20 protein-coding genes and 1 tRNA gene are annotated in these 17,144 nt (G+C 40.3%); 8 read left to right on the top strand and 13 right to left on the bottom strand.

What is annotated here, in order from left to right; all coding sequences use genetic code 11:
* Positions 1–154 precede the first annotated feature (154 nt).
* From ACFGVS_RS17630 to ACFGVS_RS17615, 4 genes are all read right to left on the bottom strand, one after another.
* Positions 155–1,297: a FecR family protein gene (locus ACFGVS_RS17630; RefSeq protein WP_090640291.1), complete on the bottom strand. Its 1,143-nt coding sequence runs from the start codon at positions 1,295–1,297 to the stop codon at positions 155–157.
* 35 nt (positions 1,298–1,332) lie between these two features.
* On the bottom strand, positions 1,333–1,866 hold the full coding sequence (locus ACFGVS_RS17625) for a sigma-70 family RNA polymerase sigma factor (RefSeq protein ID WP_090640295.1): 534 nt from the start codon (positions 1,864–1,866) through the stop codon (positions 1,333–1,335).
* A gap of 567 nt (positions 1,867–2,433) precedes the next feature.
* On the bottom strand, positions 2,434–3,120 hold the full coding sequence (locus ACFGVS_RS17620; protein ID WP_090641633.1) for a DUF4397 domain-containing protein: 687 nt from the start codon (positions 3,118–3,120) through the stop codon (positions 2,434–2,436).
* 82 nt (positions 3,121–3,202) lie between these two features.
* A complete protein-coding gene (locus tag ACFGVS_RS17615; protein WP_439694929.1) occupies positions 3,203–3,646 on the bottom strand; it encodes a DUF2141 domain-containing protein in 444 nt (147 codons plus the stop codon).
* 392 nt (positions 3,647–4,038) lie between these two features.
* Here ACFGVS_RS17615 and ACFGVS_RS17610 point away from each other — a divergent pair, with 392 nt between their 5' ends.
* The 5 genes from ACFGVS_RS17610 (at position 4,039) to ACFGVS_RS17590 (ending at position 7,618) form a co-directional block, all read left to right on the top strand.
* Positions 4,039–5,076, top strand: coding sequence for a sensor histidine kinase (locus tag ACFGVS_RS17610; protein WP_274210417.1), 1,038 nt, complete (start codon positions 4,039–4,041; stop codon positions 5,074–5,076).
* Entirely contained in the window at positions 5,057–5,821 is a 765-nt protein-coding gene (locus ACFGVS_RS17605; protein WP_439694927.1) for a LytR/AlgR family response regulator transcription factor, read from the top strand. Before ACFGVS_RS17610 ends, ACFGVS_RS17605 begins: the two co-directional genes overlap by 20 nt.
* Before the next feature lie 336 nt (positions 5,822–6,157).
* Positions 6,158–6,367 (top strand): hypothetical protein, encoded by a 210-nt coding sequence (locus ACFGVS_RS17600; protein WP_274210415.1) that lies wholly within the window; start codon positions 6,158–6,160, stop codon positions 6,365–6,367.
* A gap of 378 nt (positions 6,368–6,745) precedes the next feature.
* Positions 6,746–7,240 carry a thioredoxin family protein gene (locus tag ACFGVS_RS17595; RefSeq protein ID WP_439694926.1) on the top strand — a complete coding sequence of 165 codons (495 nt, stop codon included), beginning with the start codon at positions 6,746–6,748 and terminating at the stop codon, positions 7,238–7,240.
* A gap of 186 nt (positions 7,241–7,426) precedes the next feature.
* Entirely contained in the window at positions 7,427–7,618 is a 192-nt protein-coding gene (locus tag ACFGVS_RS17590; protein WP_090640317.1) for a hypothetical protein, read from the top strand.
* 57 nt (positions 7,619–7,675) lie between these two features.
* On the opposite strand, the gene ACFGVS_RS17585 is transcribed toward ACFGVS_RS17590, so the two are convergent.
* The 9 genes from ACFGVS_RS17585 to ACFGVS_RS17545 all read right to left on the bottom strand — a co-directional run bounded on the left by ACFGVS_RS17585 (position 7,676) and on the right by ACFGVS_RS17545 (position 13,573).
* Positions 7,676–8,350 carry an energy transducer TonB family protein gene (locus ACFGVS_RS17585; protein ID WP_439694924.1) on the bottom strand — a complete coding sequence of 225 codons (675 nt, stop codon included), beginning with the start codon at positions 8,348–8,350 and terminating at the stop codon, positions 7,676–7,678.
* A 368-nt stretch (positions 8,351–8,718) separates the two neighbouring features.
* The gene (locus ACFGVS_RS17580; RefSeq protein ID WP_439694923.1) at positions 8,719–9,024 is read right to left on the bottom strand and encodes an SMI1/KNR4 family protein; all 306 of its coding nucleotides are present in this window, start codon (positions 9,022–9,024) and stop codon (positions 8,719–8,721) included.
* A 26-nt stretch (positions 9,025–9,050) separates the two neighbouring features.
* Entirely contained in the window at positions 9,051–9,737 is a 687-nt protein-coding gene (locus ACFGVS_RS17575; protein WP_439694922.1) for a peptidoglycan DD-metalloendopeptidase family protein, read from the bottom strand.
* Between the two features lie 9 nt (positions 9,738–9,746).
* Positions 9,747–10,118, bottom strand: a complete 372-nt coding sequence (gene rbfA, locus ACFGVS_RS17570) for a 30S ribosome-binding factor RbfA (protein WP_177183692.1) — start codon at positions 10,116–10,118, stop codon at positions 9,747–9,749.
* Between the two features lie 125 nt (positions 10,119–10,243).
* On the bottom strand, positions 10,244–10,618 hold the full coding sequence (locus tag ACFGVS_RS17565; protein WP_255369753.1) for a hypothetical protein: 375 nt from the start codon (positions 10,616–10,618) through the stop codon (positions 10,244–10,246).
* Between the two features lie 9 nt (positions 10,619–10,627).
* A complete protein-coding gene (locus ACFGVS_RS17560) occupies positions 10,628–11,854 on the bottom strand; it encodes an ABC transporter permease (RefSeq protein ID WP_274210409.1) in 1,227 nt (408 codons plus the stop codon).
* Between the two features lie 66 nt (positions 11,855–11,920).
* Positions 11,921–12,559, bottom strand: a complete 639-nt coding sequence (locus tag ACFGVS_RS17555; RefSeq protein ID WP_439694921.1) for an MBL fold metallo-hydrolase — start codon at positions 12,557–12,559, stop codon at positions 11,921–11,923.
* Between the two features lie 165 nt (positions 12,560–12,724).
* A tRNA-Met gene (locus ACFGVS_RS17550) sits at positions 12,725–12,797 on the bottom strand.
* A 158-nt stretch (positions 12,798–12,955) separates the two neighbouring features.
* On the bottom strand, positions 12,956–13,573 hold the full coding sequence (locus tag ACFGVS_RS17545; protein WP_090640340.1) for a C40 family peptidase: 618 nt from the start codon (positions 13,571–13,573) through the stop codon (positions 12,956–12,958).
* Positions 13,574–13,706: 133 nt separating this feature from the next.
* Here ACFGVS_RS17545 and ACFGVS_RS17540 point away from each other — a divergent pair, with 133 nt between their 5' ends.
* From ACFGVS_RS17540 to ACFGVS_RS17530, 3 genes are all read left to right on the top strand, one after another.
* On the top strand, positions 13,707–14,300 hold the full coding sequence (locus ACFGVS_RS17540; protein ID WP_439694920.1) for an AhpC/TSA family protein: 594 nt from the start codon (positions 13,707–13,709) through the stop codon (positions 14,298–14,300).
* Positions 14,301–14,385: 85 nt separating this feature from the next.
* Positions 14,386–15,864, top strand: coding sequence for a PAS domain S-box protein (locus tag ACFGVS_RS17535; protein WP_274210405.1), 1,479 nt, complete (start codon positions 14,386–14,388; stop codon positions 15,862–15,864).
* A 382-nt stretch (positions 15,865–16,246) separates the two neighbouring features.
* Complete coding sequence (locus tag ACFGVS_RS17530; protein WP_090640354.1) at positions 16,247–17,071, top strand: M57 family metalloprotease; 825 nt, start codon at positions 16,247–16,249, stop codon at positions 17,069–17,071.
* Positions 17,072–17,144: the final 73 nt, after the last annotated feature.

Genomic DNA, 17,144 nt, shown 5'->3' with positions numbered 1-17,144 from the left:
AAGTTTTTTGCTAAATGCCTGTGGGTAAAAAGTAATTTACGGCGCCTTTTAACCTACAAAACCGCGCTTATCTGGAAGCCGGTTTTGTATAAATTGGTATGTGCCCGCGCCGATTTTGTCAACCGGGAATTTTATGTTGCTTTTGGGGCAAGTTTTATTTTACATGTAAAACATCATCTTTAATGGTAGCATCCACACCTGCAGATGATTTTAGGTTTTGAATAAAAACCTGCACCGGTTTATTTTTTTCAATAGCGCCGCTAAATGATTCTTCGGCTTTGGCGGCATCGTCAAAAACAACCTTTAAATTAAACCAGCGCAGTAGTACCTCACTTATATCGCGCAGTTTTTGGTTATGAAAATAATATTGGCCATGCATCCAGGCCAGTTCTGTGCCTGCATCAAATGGCTGCTTTAAAAAGCCTGTTACAGGGGTATAAACAGCCTGGTATCCGGGCTTGAGCAAAAGTTTTTCGTTATGCTGGCCGCTTGTAGATACACTGCCCTCAACAAGAGATGTAGTGGTTACATTTGAGTTGTAACTATTTACATTAAACTGGGTGCCAAGCACCTGCACATTTGTTTGGCCGGTATGAACTATAAAAGGGTGTGCCGCGTTTTTAGCTACCTTAAAAAATGCTTCGCCAGTTAAATAAACCTCCCTGGTGGTGCCGGTAAATGAAAATGGAAAGCGCAAACTTGAAGCCGAATTAAGCCAAACCTGGGTACCATCTGACAGGGCTATCTGGTAGTCCAGTTCTGCAGGTACGGTAAGGGTACTCCAATTTTGAGCCTTATCATCGCCAAGCGTATAACTTAGGCCATTGGCCCCTTTTTTTAGATTGGCGAACGGGGTATTGATAACGCTTTTAGCGGTGTCGGATAAATCAATTTGTTGTCCGTTGGCCATGTGCAGCTCTATAGCCGGCTTTTTTCTTTGTTTTACGGCTATTGAATTGGCAACCGGTTTTAACTGCCAATAATAAACGGCCGAAAGCGTAATGCACAGCAATGCAGCAACCGACATCCATTTTATAAATTTATTTTGGTTGGATTGAATTGATTTTACCTGTTCAATTTGAGGCTCAATTTTATCCCAGGCTGCATTTTCGTCTATATTGTCAAAAAAGAGTTTAGCTTTATCAGAGGTTAAAGCATCCTGCATCTCAATCCAAAGTTTTGCAACTTTAGGGTCTGCACGTATTGCCTGTTGAAGTATATGGTCGTCCTCTTCACTTATCGCTCCTGCAATTTTGTCAATTATTAGCTCCTGAATATATGTTTTATTATATGTCATTATGTATAAGACCAGATTTTGAATAAAAGGGTGAACTACCTTGCATTTTTTACCCCATCGCGCATGGTTTTAAAGGCCAGCTTTAAGTGCGTTTTTAACGAATTGACGCTGATGCCCATTTCATAGGCAGCTTCTTTATACTTTTTATTTTGACAATGAACCAAAGTTACCGCCTGGAACCGCTGAACAGACAGGTCGGCCAATATTTTGTCCACATTAATTTCACCGCATATAACTTCCTGCTCTTCTTCTAATTCCGAAATGGTATATTGATAATCGGCTAATCGTTTTTGCCTCAGCGCTTCTTTCTCAATTTCTTTTAAGCAACGGTTGCGGATAGCTGTTGTTAAATAAGCTTTTAGCGATGAGTTGATATTGTTAAACAGTTGTCGTTCCCAAAAGTCGACAAAAAAAGCCTGAACCATATCCTCTGCTTCCATTTCATTTTTTAAAATATAAAAGGCCGATATAGTAAGGAGTTTGTAATATTTTTTAAATAGCAGTTCCAAGGCTTCCTTGTTGCCCATTACTAATAGCTCCATAAGTTGAGCATCATTCAGGATTTTCATGAAATGGTTTTAACTGGTTAAAAATCAACAGACAGGCGTCTATTGAAAGCTAAGATATAATATTTATTGTCAAAAACACAATTAAAAGAAAAAATTTGAAAATAATTTATTATCGCCTGCCAATTAGGTGAGCAGTCGCGTGGCAATGTTAAGAAATGCCTTAATCAGGGGCGCGGAATATTATTAATAAAGTAACCAGGTGACATTCTTGGAAAATTTAAGGTAATTATGGGTTCGAAAGCGGTTTTTTAAAATCAGTTTCGCTAATCAAATTTATTTGACAGCCCCACAGAATTATTGTGCTATTGTAGTGAAAATAACGCCAAATTATTTTAAAAATTACAAAAATTAAGTGTTATTTAAACAATAATGGAGTAAGAAAATATTATTTAGAGGCTTTTTTACCTGTTGCAACGGGATTTAAAGAATCGGTTTAACCTGCTAAATCGATATTAATTATGGCTTAAATAGCAAGGGGGAGTGGTATGAATTGAGCTTGGATAACCCGATTAAAACAAAAAGCCGGATGTTATCACAATCCGGCTTTTACTCAGGTAATTGAATGGGTTAATTGTGCAACACCTTATTTATACTAAGGCTGCCATCGCTTGCATCGCTGAAGTACAGGGAATATATTTTACCCGCCTGGAGGTCGGCAATATTAAAATTGCCGATATTTTTCCTGGAGGCCGTGCCATATAGCTGAACCGTTAGCGTTCCCGGATCAACATATTTGTAACCGCTTGCAATATTCCTGCTGATATTGGTTACAAGGTCGTCGCCTGATGCATCTTTGATATTGATATCCGACGGCGCGTTATCGCTTAAATGGACAAACTTAATTTTTACCTTTCCATTATTAGGCGTAGCCAGGTCATCTTCAAAAGATTTAACCCGGGCCGATGATCCCTTGCCTGCCATATACACCGTAAAACTTACACCATTTGTAGTATAAAGCTCGCCGGATGCATAAACATTGCTTGATCCTTCATCTTTAAATTCCATAACCAGTCTTTTGCCCGAAGCGGTAGTAATGTAAGGGGAGGCATCGGTATATTTAAGTCCGCCGCTTACCAGTACCGAATTAGCAATTGTAAAACTCTGAGGCCCCGAAGTTGATGCCGCGTTAACTACTTTTATATTGAATTGCCCCGAAGGGTCGATGGTGTTTTTTTCGCAGGATGAAAAAGATACGGCTGCGGTGAGCATTGCTATACCCGTTAATAGTTTTCTATAAATTGCTGATGTTTTCATGTTGTTTTTATTGAGGTTAATTTTAAATGCGTTTTTCATATAGGATAATAGTTTCGTTTTATTGAGGCTTCCCCGGGCGGGTTTACATATATTTTACCCTGATGTCGATTTTAGTAGGGGATTTCAAATCGACCTTAAAATCATCGAATGCCGGCTTTTTGAGTTTTTCCATAAAAAAGTTGGAAAAACCGAAACCTTCTTTGGGCATTCGTATGAAATTTTTGTCAATTTTTCCGTTTTCATTTTCGTCGTCGATAAGGGTTATGCCATACGTGCCCGGCTCCAGTTTAACCATCACTGTCAGTGTACCGTTGTTAATTGCTTTCTTATCAAATGTGACCTTTTTGTAAGGCTGCTCCTTGTTGTAGCTTTCATCATCTTTAAAAACATTAAGAATGATTTTACCCCCGGCAGATCTGATCCCGGTAATTTTAACCTGTGTTTCCGGGGCCTGTATATAAGAAGCAAGGGAGATAAACAGCAGGCCAATAAGCATGTTGATACCGAATACGGTTGTTTTTTTCATAGTTGTAAAATTTAATTTTAACATTAATTGGAAGCGAAGGTACCGGCCGCATTAATCGGGTGTTATCAAAAACATAGTGAAACGGGCATAATTGCGCCCGAAGGTTGTGTGTGTTAGTTTGAATAAAATGCCATTTTATTAAGTCGGCAGTATCATAGGTGGTAAACAGGAATGCAAATTGAATATGAGGTCCGCATTTAAGCAGGCCTTGTAATGTTGCCGGTTTTTGAAGCAGAAGGATAAGGCAGCTTAATTAAATACCGGCTGGCTACTGCTGCTAATAATGTGTCCTTTGTCTTTTCGGAGCGGTTTTCAGGCGGTTAAGCCCCGCTTTTGCCCGCTTGGGTTTAACATGTTTACTTACATCCAATCTATTAGGTACATTTGCTTATATGCATGAAAAATTACCCGTAAAACGTTTAAATCGCTTAAGCTGGTTACTATCGGTAATTATCGGCGTTATCTTTTACCTCATCATTTCCCGCAGCGGTTCTGCAGAGCCTGTATTGCCTTATACGCTATTAACCATGTCGGGTATTTTGTTGGTTGGTTATGCCGATGTTGGCCTTATGGTCATTCTTTTGGTACGCTATCCGTTACGGTCAAAAAAATTTACTTTGTACCGCCGCTTGCTAACCTACCCGGTAAGCGTATTTATTTACCTGGCATTATGGCCCGTTTTTGCTTATGTGGCCCATAAAAAATGGTCGTTTTGGGATGTTGGTTTGTTTTTTGCCTTTGTTGGGTCGGGTATTGTGATTAATACAATGATTATGCTTTTACACGATTCGGTTTTGCTATACGAGCATAAACTATATAGCGAGCTGGAACTTTCAAGGCTGAAGGCGGCCAATGCCGAGGCTACCAACCTGCTGTTAAAACAGCAGATACAGCCTCATTTCCTGTTCAACGCGTTAAATACCCTTAAGGCCTTGTATCATAAGGATGTGCAAACTGCTGATAATTATATTGTGCACATGGCTAATTTTTTAAGGGCATCCATATTTCATCATACATCAAACGTATCTAAACTGGAGGATGAAGTGAGTCTGTTATTTGATTACCTGGAAATGCAGCGGATAAGGTTTGGAGCCGCGCTAAATTGTACCATTACGCTGCCCGAAGAAACTTTAAAAGGCTACTACCTGCCATCGTTTTCGTTACAACCACTGTTGGAGAACGCCATTAAACACAATAATTTTACCCGGGAAGATCCGCTTTGCGTAACCATTAGTCAGCAGGACGACTGGTTGGTTATCAGCAATAACCGGCAGGTAAAAAACATTAAAGTTGCATCAACCAATTACGGCCTGGCCAACCTGGCCGAAAGATACCACATATGGTCGGGAGATGATATTATCATTAAAGAAGAACCGAACTCGTTTTCGGTAACTATAAAATTGTTAAAGAATGAACATCGTAATCATTGAAGATGAAGGCCTGGTTGCCGACGACCTGGAGCTGAACATCAGGAAACTGATGGATGAACCCGTGAATATTGTACAAATAAAGTCGGTTAAAGAGGGCCTGGCATATTTCAAGACCGCCGATGCACCGGACTTGATTTTTAGCGACATTCAATTGGGTGACGGGCTTAGTTTTGAAATTTTTGTTGCCGGACTTCTTTCAGTACCTGTTATTTTTTGCACGGCCTATGACGCGTATGCCTTGGATGCTTTCAAAGCCAATGGAATAGATTATATCCTAAAACCTTTTACCAGCAAAACGCTGAACGACGCCCTTCAAAAGTACGGGCGGTTAAAACAATTGTTTTCTACAGATCAAACGCCACAATACGAGGCCCTGATTCAGATGCTGGCCGGCAAGGATACACAAAGGGCAGCCTCGGTATTGGTTTATCATCAAGACAAGATAATTCCGGTTAATTTGGATGATATAGCCATGTTTTACCTGGCCAATGAAATTACCCACTTACTTACATTCTCAGGGAAAACGTTTTATCCAAATAAAAACCTCGACGAACTGGAACGAATTTCGGGGAATTACTTTTTTAGGGCAAACAGGCAATACCTGGTTTGCCGAAAAGCAATTACAGATGTATCCAATTTTTTTTCGCGAAAGCTTTCTATAAACCTTAATGTGCCTTTTGGCGAAAAGGTAATTGTAAGCAAAGGTAAAGCCCCTCAGTTTCTTAGCTGGCTTGCAAAAGGCTGATGTTTATAAACGCCTTGCTATGGTTCTCAATTTTTAATATTGATCAGTAACCGGATTATCCCGGTAAACTTAACCCGCATTTTTTATCTTTCTTATTCCGCTTCCGGCGCCACTTTGTCCGCTTCGGGCATCTTTTGCTATTAAAATAGCCTGGTATCATGCAAATTTGATACTGTGAACTTGCGGTTGGCAGCAGCTTACCCACATACAAGGAATTTAATATGCAAGCCAGCATGTTTTATGTTTTTAAATAATGGGCGAAGCTGTTATTTGAACCGCGTGTTTACCCCGCCGTTTTTTTGGGGCGGGATTTTTTTGCAGAAACCACAATCAGCTATGTTTGAAATTTTTAAAACCAATGTAAAAAAAGCGCCGCACGCAACTGCCCTGATTGTAGTGCTGCAGCACTATTTGCCTTTTGCCGAAATAAGCTTCGACCTGGATGATTGTGATAGCGTGCTGAGAATTAAGGGCGGCAAATTTTGCCCGTTAACGATTATTCAAATACTTGCCGACCTGGGTTTTGAGTGCCATGTATTAGCGTAACAAAAATATTTTCGGGGCAGTTCAATATATCAATTCTTAACAGCCTTATGGTGCAAAAAAAGCCCCGCTTTACGCAGGGGCTTCACACATATTAACTATTTATAACTGAAAAAACTCAAGTTTAAATAAGCGCCTGCACGTATCAGCCCCTAACGGGTAAATGGAATAAAGAGATATAATTTGGGTATGTTACATCAAATTTATTGTTCTTAAATTATCATTCAATTCAAGAGTTTTCCACAATGTGTTTACAAGTGCCCTTTTTTATGCTTTTTGTGTAATAATTTTAAAACAACATGCTTAAGCAACTGGTTTTTCTGTAAATTGTGTTGCTTATATAAAACTATACACCTTGTTATCTAAGCATTTATGCCCGCTATGAAAAAAATGTTTTTAATTGCCCTTGTGTTTGCATTTGGTTTAGGTGCCAAGGCACAGGAGAAACCCCATATATACAACCCAACCGCCGATGCCGGGGCCGAAATTACTGCCGCAGTTAAACAGGCGGCTAAGCAGCACAAAAATGTACTGCTGCAAATTGGGGGCAATTGGTGTAGTTGGTGCATAAAATTTAATAACCAGGTAACAGCCGATAGTGCCCTTAATACCTATATGAACCAGAGCTACGTTGTTTTGCACGTGAACTATAGCCAGGAAAACACCAACGATGCCGTAATGACCAACCTGGGATACCCGCAGCGCTTTGGTTTCCCGGTATTTATAGTATTGGATGATAAAGGCAACCGCCTGCATACCCAAAACTCCGAGTACCTGGAGGAGGGTAAAGGTTATAGTAAAGACAAAATATTGGGGTTTTTTAAAGCCTGGTCGCCCGGGGCGCTTGATCCTAAAAATTACAATAAAATCAAATAAAATATTTTAATGATAAGTAGCTGATCATTAATTGCTTATCATAATGTAAATATTTAGCAATAGCAGAACCGACGTTATGTTGTTGTAATAAATCCGATACAAAAGAAATTTTTTTTTCTAAAGGTTAAGAATTTTCTCGATTGTTAATTAACTTAGTTTATTGTTTCACCCTTAAAAATCAAACTTATGGCAAAGCACACCACTCTAAAACGAGGTCAATTACTTAAGTACATTGGTAAAAGGTGGAAAAACCTGAACATTAGCAGCCCCATCATGAAATTTTTAGGTTATGATGGTAATGGCTTTGCCGATGTATGGGTTGAATACCAGGGTCGCCTTATGCTGCTGGCCATTGGGGAGGTTGAGCTGGCAATTTAGCCAGCTACATCTGTTTCACAAACAAGCTCAAAAAGCCCTGGTCGGTACGTACGCCGGTCAGGGCTTTTTGCTGCAATATTTTTGGATAAAGCTATCGGCCTTATCGCTGCCTATGTTACGGATAAAATTCCAGTCGGTACAGGCGCCTTCCATGTCATTTTGCTTTACCTTCTCGTTGGCCTTGCTGAGTATATCGGCTATCAACTCGTCATCAAAGCCCAGTTGCTTTTTAAGGGCTATGATGGTAGCCTCTTTTGATAGATCGGCCTTGCCCTGGTATTTGTTGATGTAATAATTGGTAACAGCATTTTCAAGTTCCTGCCGGTTTTTATAATCAGTAATTGCGGCCTGCATGTCTTTTATGGTTGATTGCCCGCAAAGCGTTTGATCAGGGTCAAACCTGATGGGCTGCACCAGGTTGGTTGTGGGGTTATAGCCTGCAGGCAGCGTCCATAGGCCGGAAGTAAGTTTAATAACCCGCAGGGCTTCGTCATCCAGGTCAATTCCGGGGCCTTGCTGTACCCGGGCATCCGTTACCCGGCCTTGTTTATCCAGCCTGAAAGACACGTTTACTGTGCCCGAAATACAATTGCGGCTCGAATACTCCGGATAAACTATTTTCGATTTCAAAAAATCGTTCAATGCCCCTTGCCCTCCTTTAAAAGCAGGCTGGGCGCCGGCGGTAAATACTGCTGCCATTGCTGTTACACTGATGAGCAAGTGCTTTATCATAGTATAAATATCGACAATAAAACGGGAATAATGTTTGGGGATTGTAAGGGTTGCTTCTAATATTTATTATCAATATAAAACAGTAAATCCGGATTGTAACCTTTGGCGATGAACTCAAATCTATTATAGTCACAATTTAGGTGCCCTTCCTCGTCTACATGGATAATCCCTTTACCGTAACATTCAGTAATTATGTTAAACATAATTGTTAACGAATTAAATATATAATTCGGATCGGTGCCAAATGTATTAGTCCAAAATATTTTACCGAAATTAGCTGTACCCTCATTTAAGTCAACCCAATAACAATTGCCTGCATTGTCTTCTAAAAAGGGAAATAACTTCTCACCTACCGAAAAGCCATACTTTCAATTATGGAAACTTTCTTTAAAGTCAATTCCTTGTTTGTAATAGTTTATCGCGTCATTTAAATTTAAAAAATCATGAATTGGTATTAACCCGGTAAAGCCAGAAGGTGTAATGCCATCTAATTCTATTCCATCGGCTAATAGGTATAGCTCCTTTAGTTCATTGTTAAACTTAAATCCAAGCTGCACTTCCGCAGCTGAAATATCTTCAATTCCGGCAGGAGGCCTTAGCATTTCGTGCATGGGATATTTCAAGTCCCTCTGTTTAGCAATGATTTGTTTAAAACAATTTGTTATCGTTTCCATCGTCAGGGTTATTAGTAAATCTTATTCTAAAACCCCAGCACCAATCCCGGATCAGGCACATTGGCCCTGTACTTTTCCATCTCGGAATATTTACATACGCCGGGATAGTCGCCAAACTTACCTTCGATGTCAAACATGAGCTGAAAATGCAGGTGTGGCGGCCATTGGCCGTTTTCAGTATTGTCGCCAAGTGTGCCTGTTTGCTGATCTTTTTTAACAGCCATACCAATAGTTAACCCCTCCAAACTTTTACGGCTCAGGTGACCATAAAGGCTATACAGTATTAAACCATCAAGGTTATGTTGCAGGATGATGCATGGCCCATAATCGCCCAGGTTGTTGTTATCCTGGAAACTATGTATTTTGCCATTGAGCGGTGTATAAATGGGCGTACCTGCCGGTCCCCAGATATCAACACCCAAATGCAGGCGCCGCGGTTCATCTTCCGTATCAAAATGAGCGCTTACCGCATAAATAGTGCGGTGCTCCATGTAGCCGCCAATGCCGTAGCGGCAGTTATTGGCTTTTAGTTTATCGCTTATCCAATTGGTAAACCGTTGGGTATCGGCAATAATTTCCGTATTCAATTCGGCATTGGCGGAGGTAAAATCCAACGGAAAAAGCCGGTCGGTGCCGGCATCGTAATCAACCACTTTGCCAACGGCACCGGGGTTGTTTTGTAAATAGGTTTTCAGCTGTTGGTGCCGGTCCATCTATATCAGCTATTCGGTATCGGGCTGGCGCTCTTCCTTGCTTATTTTGTCGAAGATTTTGTCCATACGTTCTACATATTCGCTGGTATCATCCACAAAAAACTCCAGCTGGGGGATAATCCTTACCTGGTCTTTAATACGGGCGCCCAGTTTGTAACGAATTTCGGAGGCGTGCAGCTTAATGGTTTGCAGCGCCAGCTGCAAATTGGTATTGCCAAAAAAGCTTAAAAATATACGCGCTATGGCTAAATCGGGGGTAACACGTACTTTGGTTATGGTTACCAGGGTATTAGGCAAATAGTTCATGCCTTCGCGCTGAAAAATGGCGGCCAGGTCTTCCTGTATTACCCCTGCAAATTTTTGCTGACGTTTTGATTCCATAATGATAAGTTAACGCCAATTGAGGCAGATGTTTGTTTATTTGGTTCCCTTTAGGAAGTCTTTAGTCCAAAGTCCAAAGCCGAAAAGTTAGATTTTCTTTCCGACTTTGGACTTAAGACTTAAAACTAATTACACATATCCTGCGGGATCTCTTTTGTTATTTTTACTACTTTTTTTACTACAAGGGTGCTGTCATATTCTGAGCCCATGCCTTCTTTACCCGATTTTAATTTTACACCCTCTACCTCAACATATACAGGCTCATAAGGTTTTTCGAAATTCATTTGAGAGTATTGCAATTCAAGATGTGCCGAACTATCGGTAACCCAAAACTCCTGCCCGCTATCGCAATCTTTAAATGATTTTATCTCGGGGCCAAAACTATATAAGCCTTTATAAACAACAGGCTTATCTGCCTTATCCGGTTTCCTGTTACAGGAGGACGCCACTATAAAAAAAATAAATAAAAGGGCCAAATACCTAAAATAGCTTATCCTCATATAACAAATTTACAAATCCTGTTTGATTTCGTCCAATCCTTTGATGCTTAATCGTGCACTTATTCCTGATGCGATTACAGAAATGGCGCCAACTGTTAAAAAAACCAACCCAAAATCGGCTATTTCCAGGTCGATCGGGTAGGCATCCAGTACGGTTAACGTAGCCCCCATTTTTATTAAACCATAATGCTGTTGCACCAGGCAAACGCCCAGGCCCAGGGCAATACCAACAATACAGCCAAATATCGATATCATCATCCCTTCAAAAAAGAAGATGCCCTGTATCAGCATTTTATTTGCGCCCAGGCTACTTAAAATGGCAATATCTGCACGCTTATCAATAACCAGCATGGTTAACGAGCCAATGATATTGAATATTGCAATAATAAGCACAAAAGTCAATATCATAAAAATGCTCCATCGTTCGTAGTTCAGGGTTTTATAAAGCTCGGTATTTTGCTGCTTTCGGTTTTTTACCGTGAAGTTTTTGCCTATGGCATCAATTATTTTGTTTTGTACCGATGTTACATCGGTCCCTTTTTTATAAGTAAGTTCTAATGAGCTCACTTCTTTAGGCTGATCCAGCAAATCGCGGGCAAACTCAATAGGGGTTACCACAATGTCGTCAAAATCCTGTTGGATACCGAATACCCCCGAGACATTTATGGAGCGCACCCTGAACTCATCAAGCGGGTTTGCCGAATTTACAGCTGTACGACTTGGCGAAAATATTTGTATCGGCAATAATTCGTCATGTACATTAATGCCAAGGCTGCCCTGAATGGACGACCCGATAACCGCGAAATTTCGCCCCCCGCTTTTAAGGGTAAAGGAGCCATTTTGCACTGTGCTATCCAATTGTTTATTTTTTAAAAAATCGTCGCTTACACCTTTAACCGTACCTAAAAATGGTTTATCTCCATATTTTATTAATGCTTTTTCCTGTAACACCTGGGTGAACGAAAACAATTGAGGATCATTATGCAGTGAAGTAAAATACGGCGTATTAGGATCAAAGGTTTTGCCCAGGCGGGTCTCAATCTTAATCTCGGGCGTAAAATTGCTATAAAGCGACAGGATCACTTTCTCGAACCCGTTAAACACCGATAAAATAATAATCAAAGCAGCGCTGCCAACCAACACTCCCAGCATAGATATGCCCGAAATGATATTGATGGCGTGCATCTTCTTGCCCGAAAATAAGTATCTTTTTGCTATGTAAACCGAGGTGTTCAATAAAGTTTTAAGTTAAGAGTTTTGAGTGATGAGTTCGGAAGTTTTTTGAATTTTTAATTTTGACTTTTAACTTAAGAAAGGGTTGTTTTGTTTTTCGTAACCAATAGTTGTTTCGGGGCCGTGGCCCGGGTAAACGGTACAATCATCAGGTAGGGCAAATAGTTTGTTTTCGATGTTGTCTATCAGTTGGTTAAAATTACCGCCGGGTAAATCGGTACGGCCAATACTTCGCCTGAACAATACATCGCCGCCAATTAACATATTGGCTGCTTTATCATAAAAGCACAGCGATGCCGGCGAATGGCCGGGGGCGAAGATGAGCCCTAAAACAGTATTGCCAAACTTTATGTTGCCTGTTTCGGGCAGGTATTCATCCGGCAGTGGCGATACCTCGTACCTGATACCCATTTGCGGGGCATATGATACTACAGCGGTCAGCACCGGCAACTCGCCCCGGTGAAATTTGGGTTTAAGCCCGTATTTATCAAATACAAATTTATTACCCAATACATGGTCAATGTGGCAATGGGTATTCAGCAGTAAAACCGGTTTTAAATTATTATCCTTTATAAAATTCGCTACCGCATTTTGCTCGGTAGCCGTATACATTCCCGGATCAATAATTGCGCATTCGCCGGTTTCGTCATATAAAACATAAGTGTTTTCCTGGTAAGGGTTGTTCTCAAATGATATAACTTTTGCCATGGGGTAAAAGTACTGATTTAATTTGTTGAGAGGCCGCCATTTTTGATTCCGGTGCCAACAGGGGAGGGTTTTTATTATCAATTTATTCAACCGGCTCTTGTTTAGCAGTTGACAGGGGATTAAAAAAGCCTCAAATCTTCCGACTTGAGGCTTTTGATTTAAATGTAGCGGGAGCAGGACTCGAACCTACGACCTTCGGGTTATGAGCCCGACGAGCTACCAACTGCTCCATCCCGCACTGTTTTGATGGACTGCAAAGGTATGATAACTTTTGGTATTGGGCGCGGATTACAAGGGTAATAAATCCGGGTACTTGTAGTTGCCTCGTTTTAAGGTTATTAAATATTCTGAAAATACGAGTGATGGCAATTGCGTGTGGCAATAGCAACAAGCCAATTAACGCGAGGCTGTTTCAGGGTACGTATTAACCTGGTTGTTATCCGTAAATACCCGTATGGTACGCATATAGCGCCCCATATAATAATCATTCATACTGGTAAGGGTTACTCCATTTGCTTCACCGGAAGTAGAGTGGATAAACTGAATTGGTTCGCCTGGCATAGATACAATGATGCCTATGTGGCCGGCCCTGCGGGTATGTTTTTTAGTACCGGTAAATAATATCAGGTCGCCAAATTTAGCATCCTTTAAATCAACTCCGCCCTGAACGTCGGTAAAGTCGACCGAACTTCTGGGGATAGCAATGCCAAAATGATTAAATACGTAGTTAACAAACCCCGAGCAGTCAAAACCTTTTTCGGGATTGGTTGAGCCAAACCTGTACCGGATGCCTTGCAGCGATTTTGCAAAAGTTATCAATTCTTCGGGGCTGGCACATCCGGTTGAAATGGCTGTATCTATTACGGGCCTGGTATATGTATGAAAATGTTTATGTCTTTTTGCAGATTTAACCTCCTTATGATTTTTGCGAACCGCCCGGCGTTTTGCATGCGCGGGGCTATTGGCCGAAATAAGAAAAAATAAGAGGGTAAGGGTTCCCAGATAAAATCGCATCCGTAATGATAGGAAAAAAAACTGTTTTTATCTTTTTTTTGTAAAAACTTTTTGGGTAAAGGCAATTAATTGTTTTTCTATATAATAAGATTATAATAAGTAACTTTTGAACTATCATTACGTAAAAAACAGGATGAAGAAGCTCGTAGTGAGTATTTGGTTGATTTTTTTACTTGGCGCGATCGGGGCTTTATTTTGGTATAACGAATTGGTTTTTCAATTACCAACCCCCGTTCCCAAAAACTATAAACCAGTTTACCAGGGGCAGCTTATCAGTTTAAACGGGGTGTTAAAAAATGAAAACAAGCCCATTTTCTTCCACTTTTTTAACCCGGATTGCCCATGTTCCCGGTTCAACGTAGCTAATTTTAAATCGCTGGTAAACCAATATGGCCGGCAGGTACATTTTGTAGTGGTAGTATTAAATAACCATTATTATACAACCAAACAAATCCAGGATAAATTTGATTTAACTATTCCGGTGATATTCGATCCATCCATTGCAAAGAGCTGCGGCGTATATTCAACACCCCAGGTAGCGCTGCTGAACCCGCAACACCAATTATATTACCGTGGCAACTACAACCGAAGCAGGTATTGTACCGATGAAAAAACAAATTATGCAAAAATTGCTATAAATGGTTTATTAGCTGCACAACCTAAGCTGGCATTTAACCAACGTGCGCTTAGGGCATATGGCTGCCAGCTACCCAATTGCAATAAATGATCATTTAAGTATGTATAACCCAAATTCATTGTCACATCAGCCCAATGCTCTCCTTTTTGGTGTAAAAGAGCGGTCAGATAAAATAATGAATTATTTTTTGGTTGCTTATTTCCTGGTGGGCCTTTTTTTGGCAACGTTTTATAGTACCTGGTTTATTGCGCTTGGGGTAGGGGGAATTTGCTTAACCGCTTATTATTCTGCAAAATTACTTTTGCCAGGTTCGATATTATACCAATATGTTTTAAGCGTTGTGTTTGGACTATTTATGGCACAATTCATTTACCAGATGCATGGCATGTTTGAAATGCACTTTTTTGCTTTCATTGGCTGCACAGCAATGATTACCTATCAAAATTGGAAACTGCAAATCCCAATACTGCTATTTGTTGTTATACATCATGCACTATTTAGTTACCTTCAGGACGCTACCGTGTTGGGCATCTACTTTACCCAGCTGAGCTATTTTGACCTGCGCACATTTGGAATACACATATTTCTGACAGCCGTTATCTCATTTATTTGCGCATTATGGGCATTTCAGCTAAAAAAATATAGTGAATTGCAGGTGGCCCAGAGCATAAAAATGACCGAAATGCAAAAGGAGGTGCAGTTTGCACTTGAGCGAAGGCAGTTGTCTGAAGAAAAGAACAGGATTTTGGAAAGCATAGGGGATGCATTTTTTGCCGTGAACGGTGATTGGACTGTCACCTACTGGAACAATACGGCCGAAAAAGTACTGAAAACGCCGAGGGATATTATTTTAGGGAAAAATTTATGGGACGTATTTGCGGGGTCAGTAAATTCCGAATCATATAAAATGTATCATGAGGCAATGGCCCTGAAACAGTACGTACACTTTGAAGATTATTTTACGCCATTAGAAAAATGGTACGACATTAGCGCCTACCCGACAGATAACGGCCTTTCGGTTTTTTTTAAAGACATTACCGAACGCAAAATAGCAAACCTGTTATTACTTGAATCTGAAAAAAGGTATAGCGATTTATTTGATTTAAGCCCCTTACCCAAATGGGTTGTTGATACGGAAACACTATGCTTTTTAGATGTAAATGCCGCTGCAATAAAAAAATATGGCTACAGCCGCGATGAATTTTTGTCGATGACGATAAAGGATATCAGGCCGCCGGAGGATATTGGAAAAGTTGAGGAACTCATAAAAGAGATTAATAACACCGATGGGTTAACAAAAAGGGGAACCTTTACCCATAAAAAAAAGGATGGCGAGCTTATTCAGGTTGATATTCAAAGCAATAATATGGATTATAGGGGTAAAAAAGCCAAGCTGATTATTGCGCATGATATTACCGACCAATTGAAACATATCATTGAAATTGAAAAGCAAAACAAAAAGCTAAAAGAAATATCATGGATTCAATCGCACATTATAAGGGCGCCGCTTGTGCGGATAATGGGCTTAATTCCAATTATTAAAAACCTTGCCTCAGATGATCCGGAAAGAGAAAAGGTATTGGAGTACCTGGCCTCGTCGGCAAATGAATTGGACGACGTGATTAAAAATATAACCCAAAAAATAAGTAGTTAACCAGGATGAGGCCAAAACCTTGTGATTGGTCAAAGCTTCGGTAAAACAACGAAGCGGCAAAGTTAACAAGAGGCCGTCCCGAAAAGACAGGCCTCTTGCTATTTAATAAGGTATTCGGGAAGCTGTATTTTATTACCGGGAGCATAATAAGAACCGCAGGTAACTATTGAGTTATCTATTTAACTCCTGGAAAAATAATTGCCAATTTTTGCTTTTTAGAAAAATATAAATTAATTTACGCTTAACTAAAAATTAAGATTGTAATTGTATACAATTAAACGAATAATATAATTACCCGATAAATTATATTATTTGAAATGCTGGCCAGCCAATTGTAGTTTTTAGAAAAACCTTACAAACAAACTTAACACGAAAAACACACATGAAAAACAAAGTATTACTAACAATTGGCTTTGGCGCCGCCGTTGCCGCGTCTGTTCTATTTTCTTGTACTAAAAATAACAGCCAGCCGGCAAAGCAAACAACAGCTGTTTCGGCGGATGTATTAAAAAAGATAAGTGACCTGGGCTTCAGCACCGACGAAGTGAGAAAACAGGGAGATAATTACCTGGTAGAAGGCGACATCCTTTTAACTGCAGCTAATTTATCAGAGGCAAGCACAAGCCCCAATTTAAGAATTGCCGAAAACGAGCAGTACCGGACTACCAACCTGGTTAAAAACCTGCCCCGCACAATTACCGTTTCGGTATCAAACCTGCCAACTGTTTATGCTACAGCAACAAGCAACGCGGTTGCACGTTATAATGCGTTAGGCCTTACTATCCAATTCCAAATAGTAAGCAGCGGCGGTAATATCCAGGTAATTGGCTTTAACGAAGGGCCAAGCGGTGGATACATTACCCTGGGCTCATCGGGCTTCCCAACATCGGCTGGCGATCCGTATAACCAAATTCAAATGAATACCAACGAGCAAGCTTACGGCACCAACCCTGATGTAAATTATTTAACATCGGTTTTGCAGCATGAGATAGGCCATTGCATCGGTTTCCGCCATACCGATTATATGAACCGTGCATTTAGCTGCGGCGGCAGGCACGTTAATGAAGGCAGCGCAGGTATTGGAGCAATTAATATTCCCGGTACACCAACAAAAGCCGATGCCGGATCATGGATGCTGGCTTGCTCATCTGGTACCGATCGTACTTTTAATCCGAATGATGTAATAGCTTTAAATTATTTATACTAAACATTTGTAACACTATCGGGTATTATATTATTTACTATTATAAGGGAGGGCGGTGCTCTCCCTTATTTTTATT

This window comes from Mucilaginibacter sediminis (genome assembly GCF_051903035.1).
In the GTDB taxonomy this organism is placed as follows: Bacteria; Bacteroidota; Bacteroidia; order Sphingobacteriales; family Sphingobacteriaceae; genus Mucilaginibacter.
Note: the sequence above shows the minus strand (reverse complement) of the source record. Positions and strands in the feature narration are given on the sequence as shown.

Excerpts from the sequence above, each read along its gene's own strand:
- ACFGVS_RS17630 (WP_090640291.1), bottom strand. The coding sequence starts at position 1,297 with ATGACATATAATAAAACATATATTCAGGAGCTAATAATTGACAAAATT.
- ACFGVS_RS17625 (WP_090640295.1), bottom strand. The coding sequence starts at position 1,866 with ATGAAAATCCTGAATGATGCTCAACTTATGGAGCTATTAGTAATGGGC.
- ACFGVS_RS17620 (WP_090641633.1), bottom strand. The coding sequence starts at position 3,120 with ATGAAAACATCAGCAATTTATAGAAAACTATTAACGGGTATAGCAATG.
- ACFGVS_RS17615 (WP_439694929.1), bottom strand. The coding sequence starts at position 3,646 with ATGAAAAAAACAACCGTATTCGGTATCAACATGCTTATTGGCCTGCTG.
- ACFGVS_RS17610 (WP_274210417.1), top strand. The coding sequence starts at position 4,039 with ATGCATGAAAAATTACCCGTAAAACGTTTAAATCGCTTAAGCTGGTTA.
- ACFGVS_RS17605 (WP_439694927.1), top strand. The coding sequence starts at position 5,057 with ATGAACATCGTAATCATTGAAGATGAAGGCCTGGTTGCCGACGACCTG.
- ACFGVS_RS17600 (WP_274210415.1), top strand. The coding sequence starts at position 6,158 with ATGTTTGAAATTTTTAAAACCAATGTAAAAAAAGCGCCGCACGCAACT.
- ACFGVS_RS17595 (WP_439694926.1), top strand. The coding sequence starts at position 6,746 with ATGAAAAAAATGTTTTTAATTGCCCTTGTGTTTGCATTTGGTTTAGGT.
- ACFGVS_RS17590 (WP_090640317.1), top strand. The coding sequence starts at position 7,427 with ATGGCAAAGCACACCACTCTAAAACGAGGTCAATTACTTAAGTACATT.
- ACFGVS_RS17585 (WP_439694924.1), bottom strand. The coding sequence starts at position 8,350 with ATGATAAAGCACTTGCTCATCAGTGTAACAGCAATGGCAGCAGTATTT.
- ACFGVS_RS17580 (WP_439694923.1), bottom strand. The coding sequence starts at position 9,024 with ATGGAAACGATAACAAATTGTTTTAAACAAATCATTGCTAAACAGAGG.
- ACFGVS_RS17575 (WP_439694922.1), bottom strand. The coding sequence starts at position 9,737 with ATGGACCGGCACCAACAGCTGAAAACCTATTTACAAAACAACCCCGGT.
- rbfA (WP_177183692.1), bottom strand. The coding sequence starts at position 10,118 with ATGGAATCAAAACGTCAGCAAAAATTTGCAGGGGTAATACAGGAAGAC.
- ACFGVS_RS17565 (WP_255369753.1), bottom strand. The coding sequence starts at position 10,618 with ATGAGGATAAGCTATTTTAGGTATTTGGCCCTTTTATTTATTTTTTTT.
- ACFGVS_RS17555 (WP_439694921.1), bottom strand. The coding sequence starts at position 12,559 with ATGGCAAAAGTTATATCATTTGAGAACAACCCTTACCAGGAAAACACT.
- ACFGVS_RS17545 (WP_090640340.1), bottom strand. The coding sequence starts at position 13,573 with ATGCGATTTTATCTGGGAACCCTTACCCTCTTATTTTTTCTTATTTCG.
- ACFGVS_RS17540 (WP_439694920.1), top strand. The coding sequence starts at position 13,707 with ATGAAGAAGCTCGTAGTGAGTATTTGGTTGATTTTTTTACTTGGCGCG.
- ACFGVS_RS17535 (WP_274210405.1), top strand. The coding sequence starts at position 14,386 with ATGAATTATTTTTTGGTTGCTTATTTCCTGGTGGGCCTTTTTTTGGCA.
- ACFGVS_RS17530 (WP_090640354.1), top strand. The coding sequence starts at position 16,247 with ATGAAAAACAAAGTATTACTAACAATTGGCTTTGGCGCCGCCGTTGCC.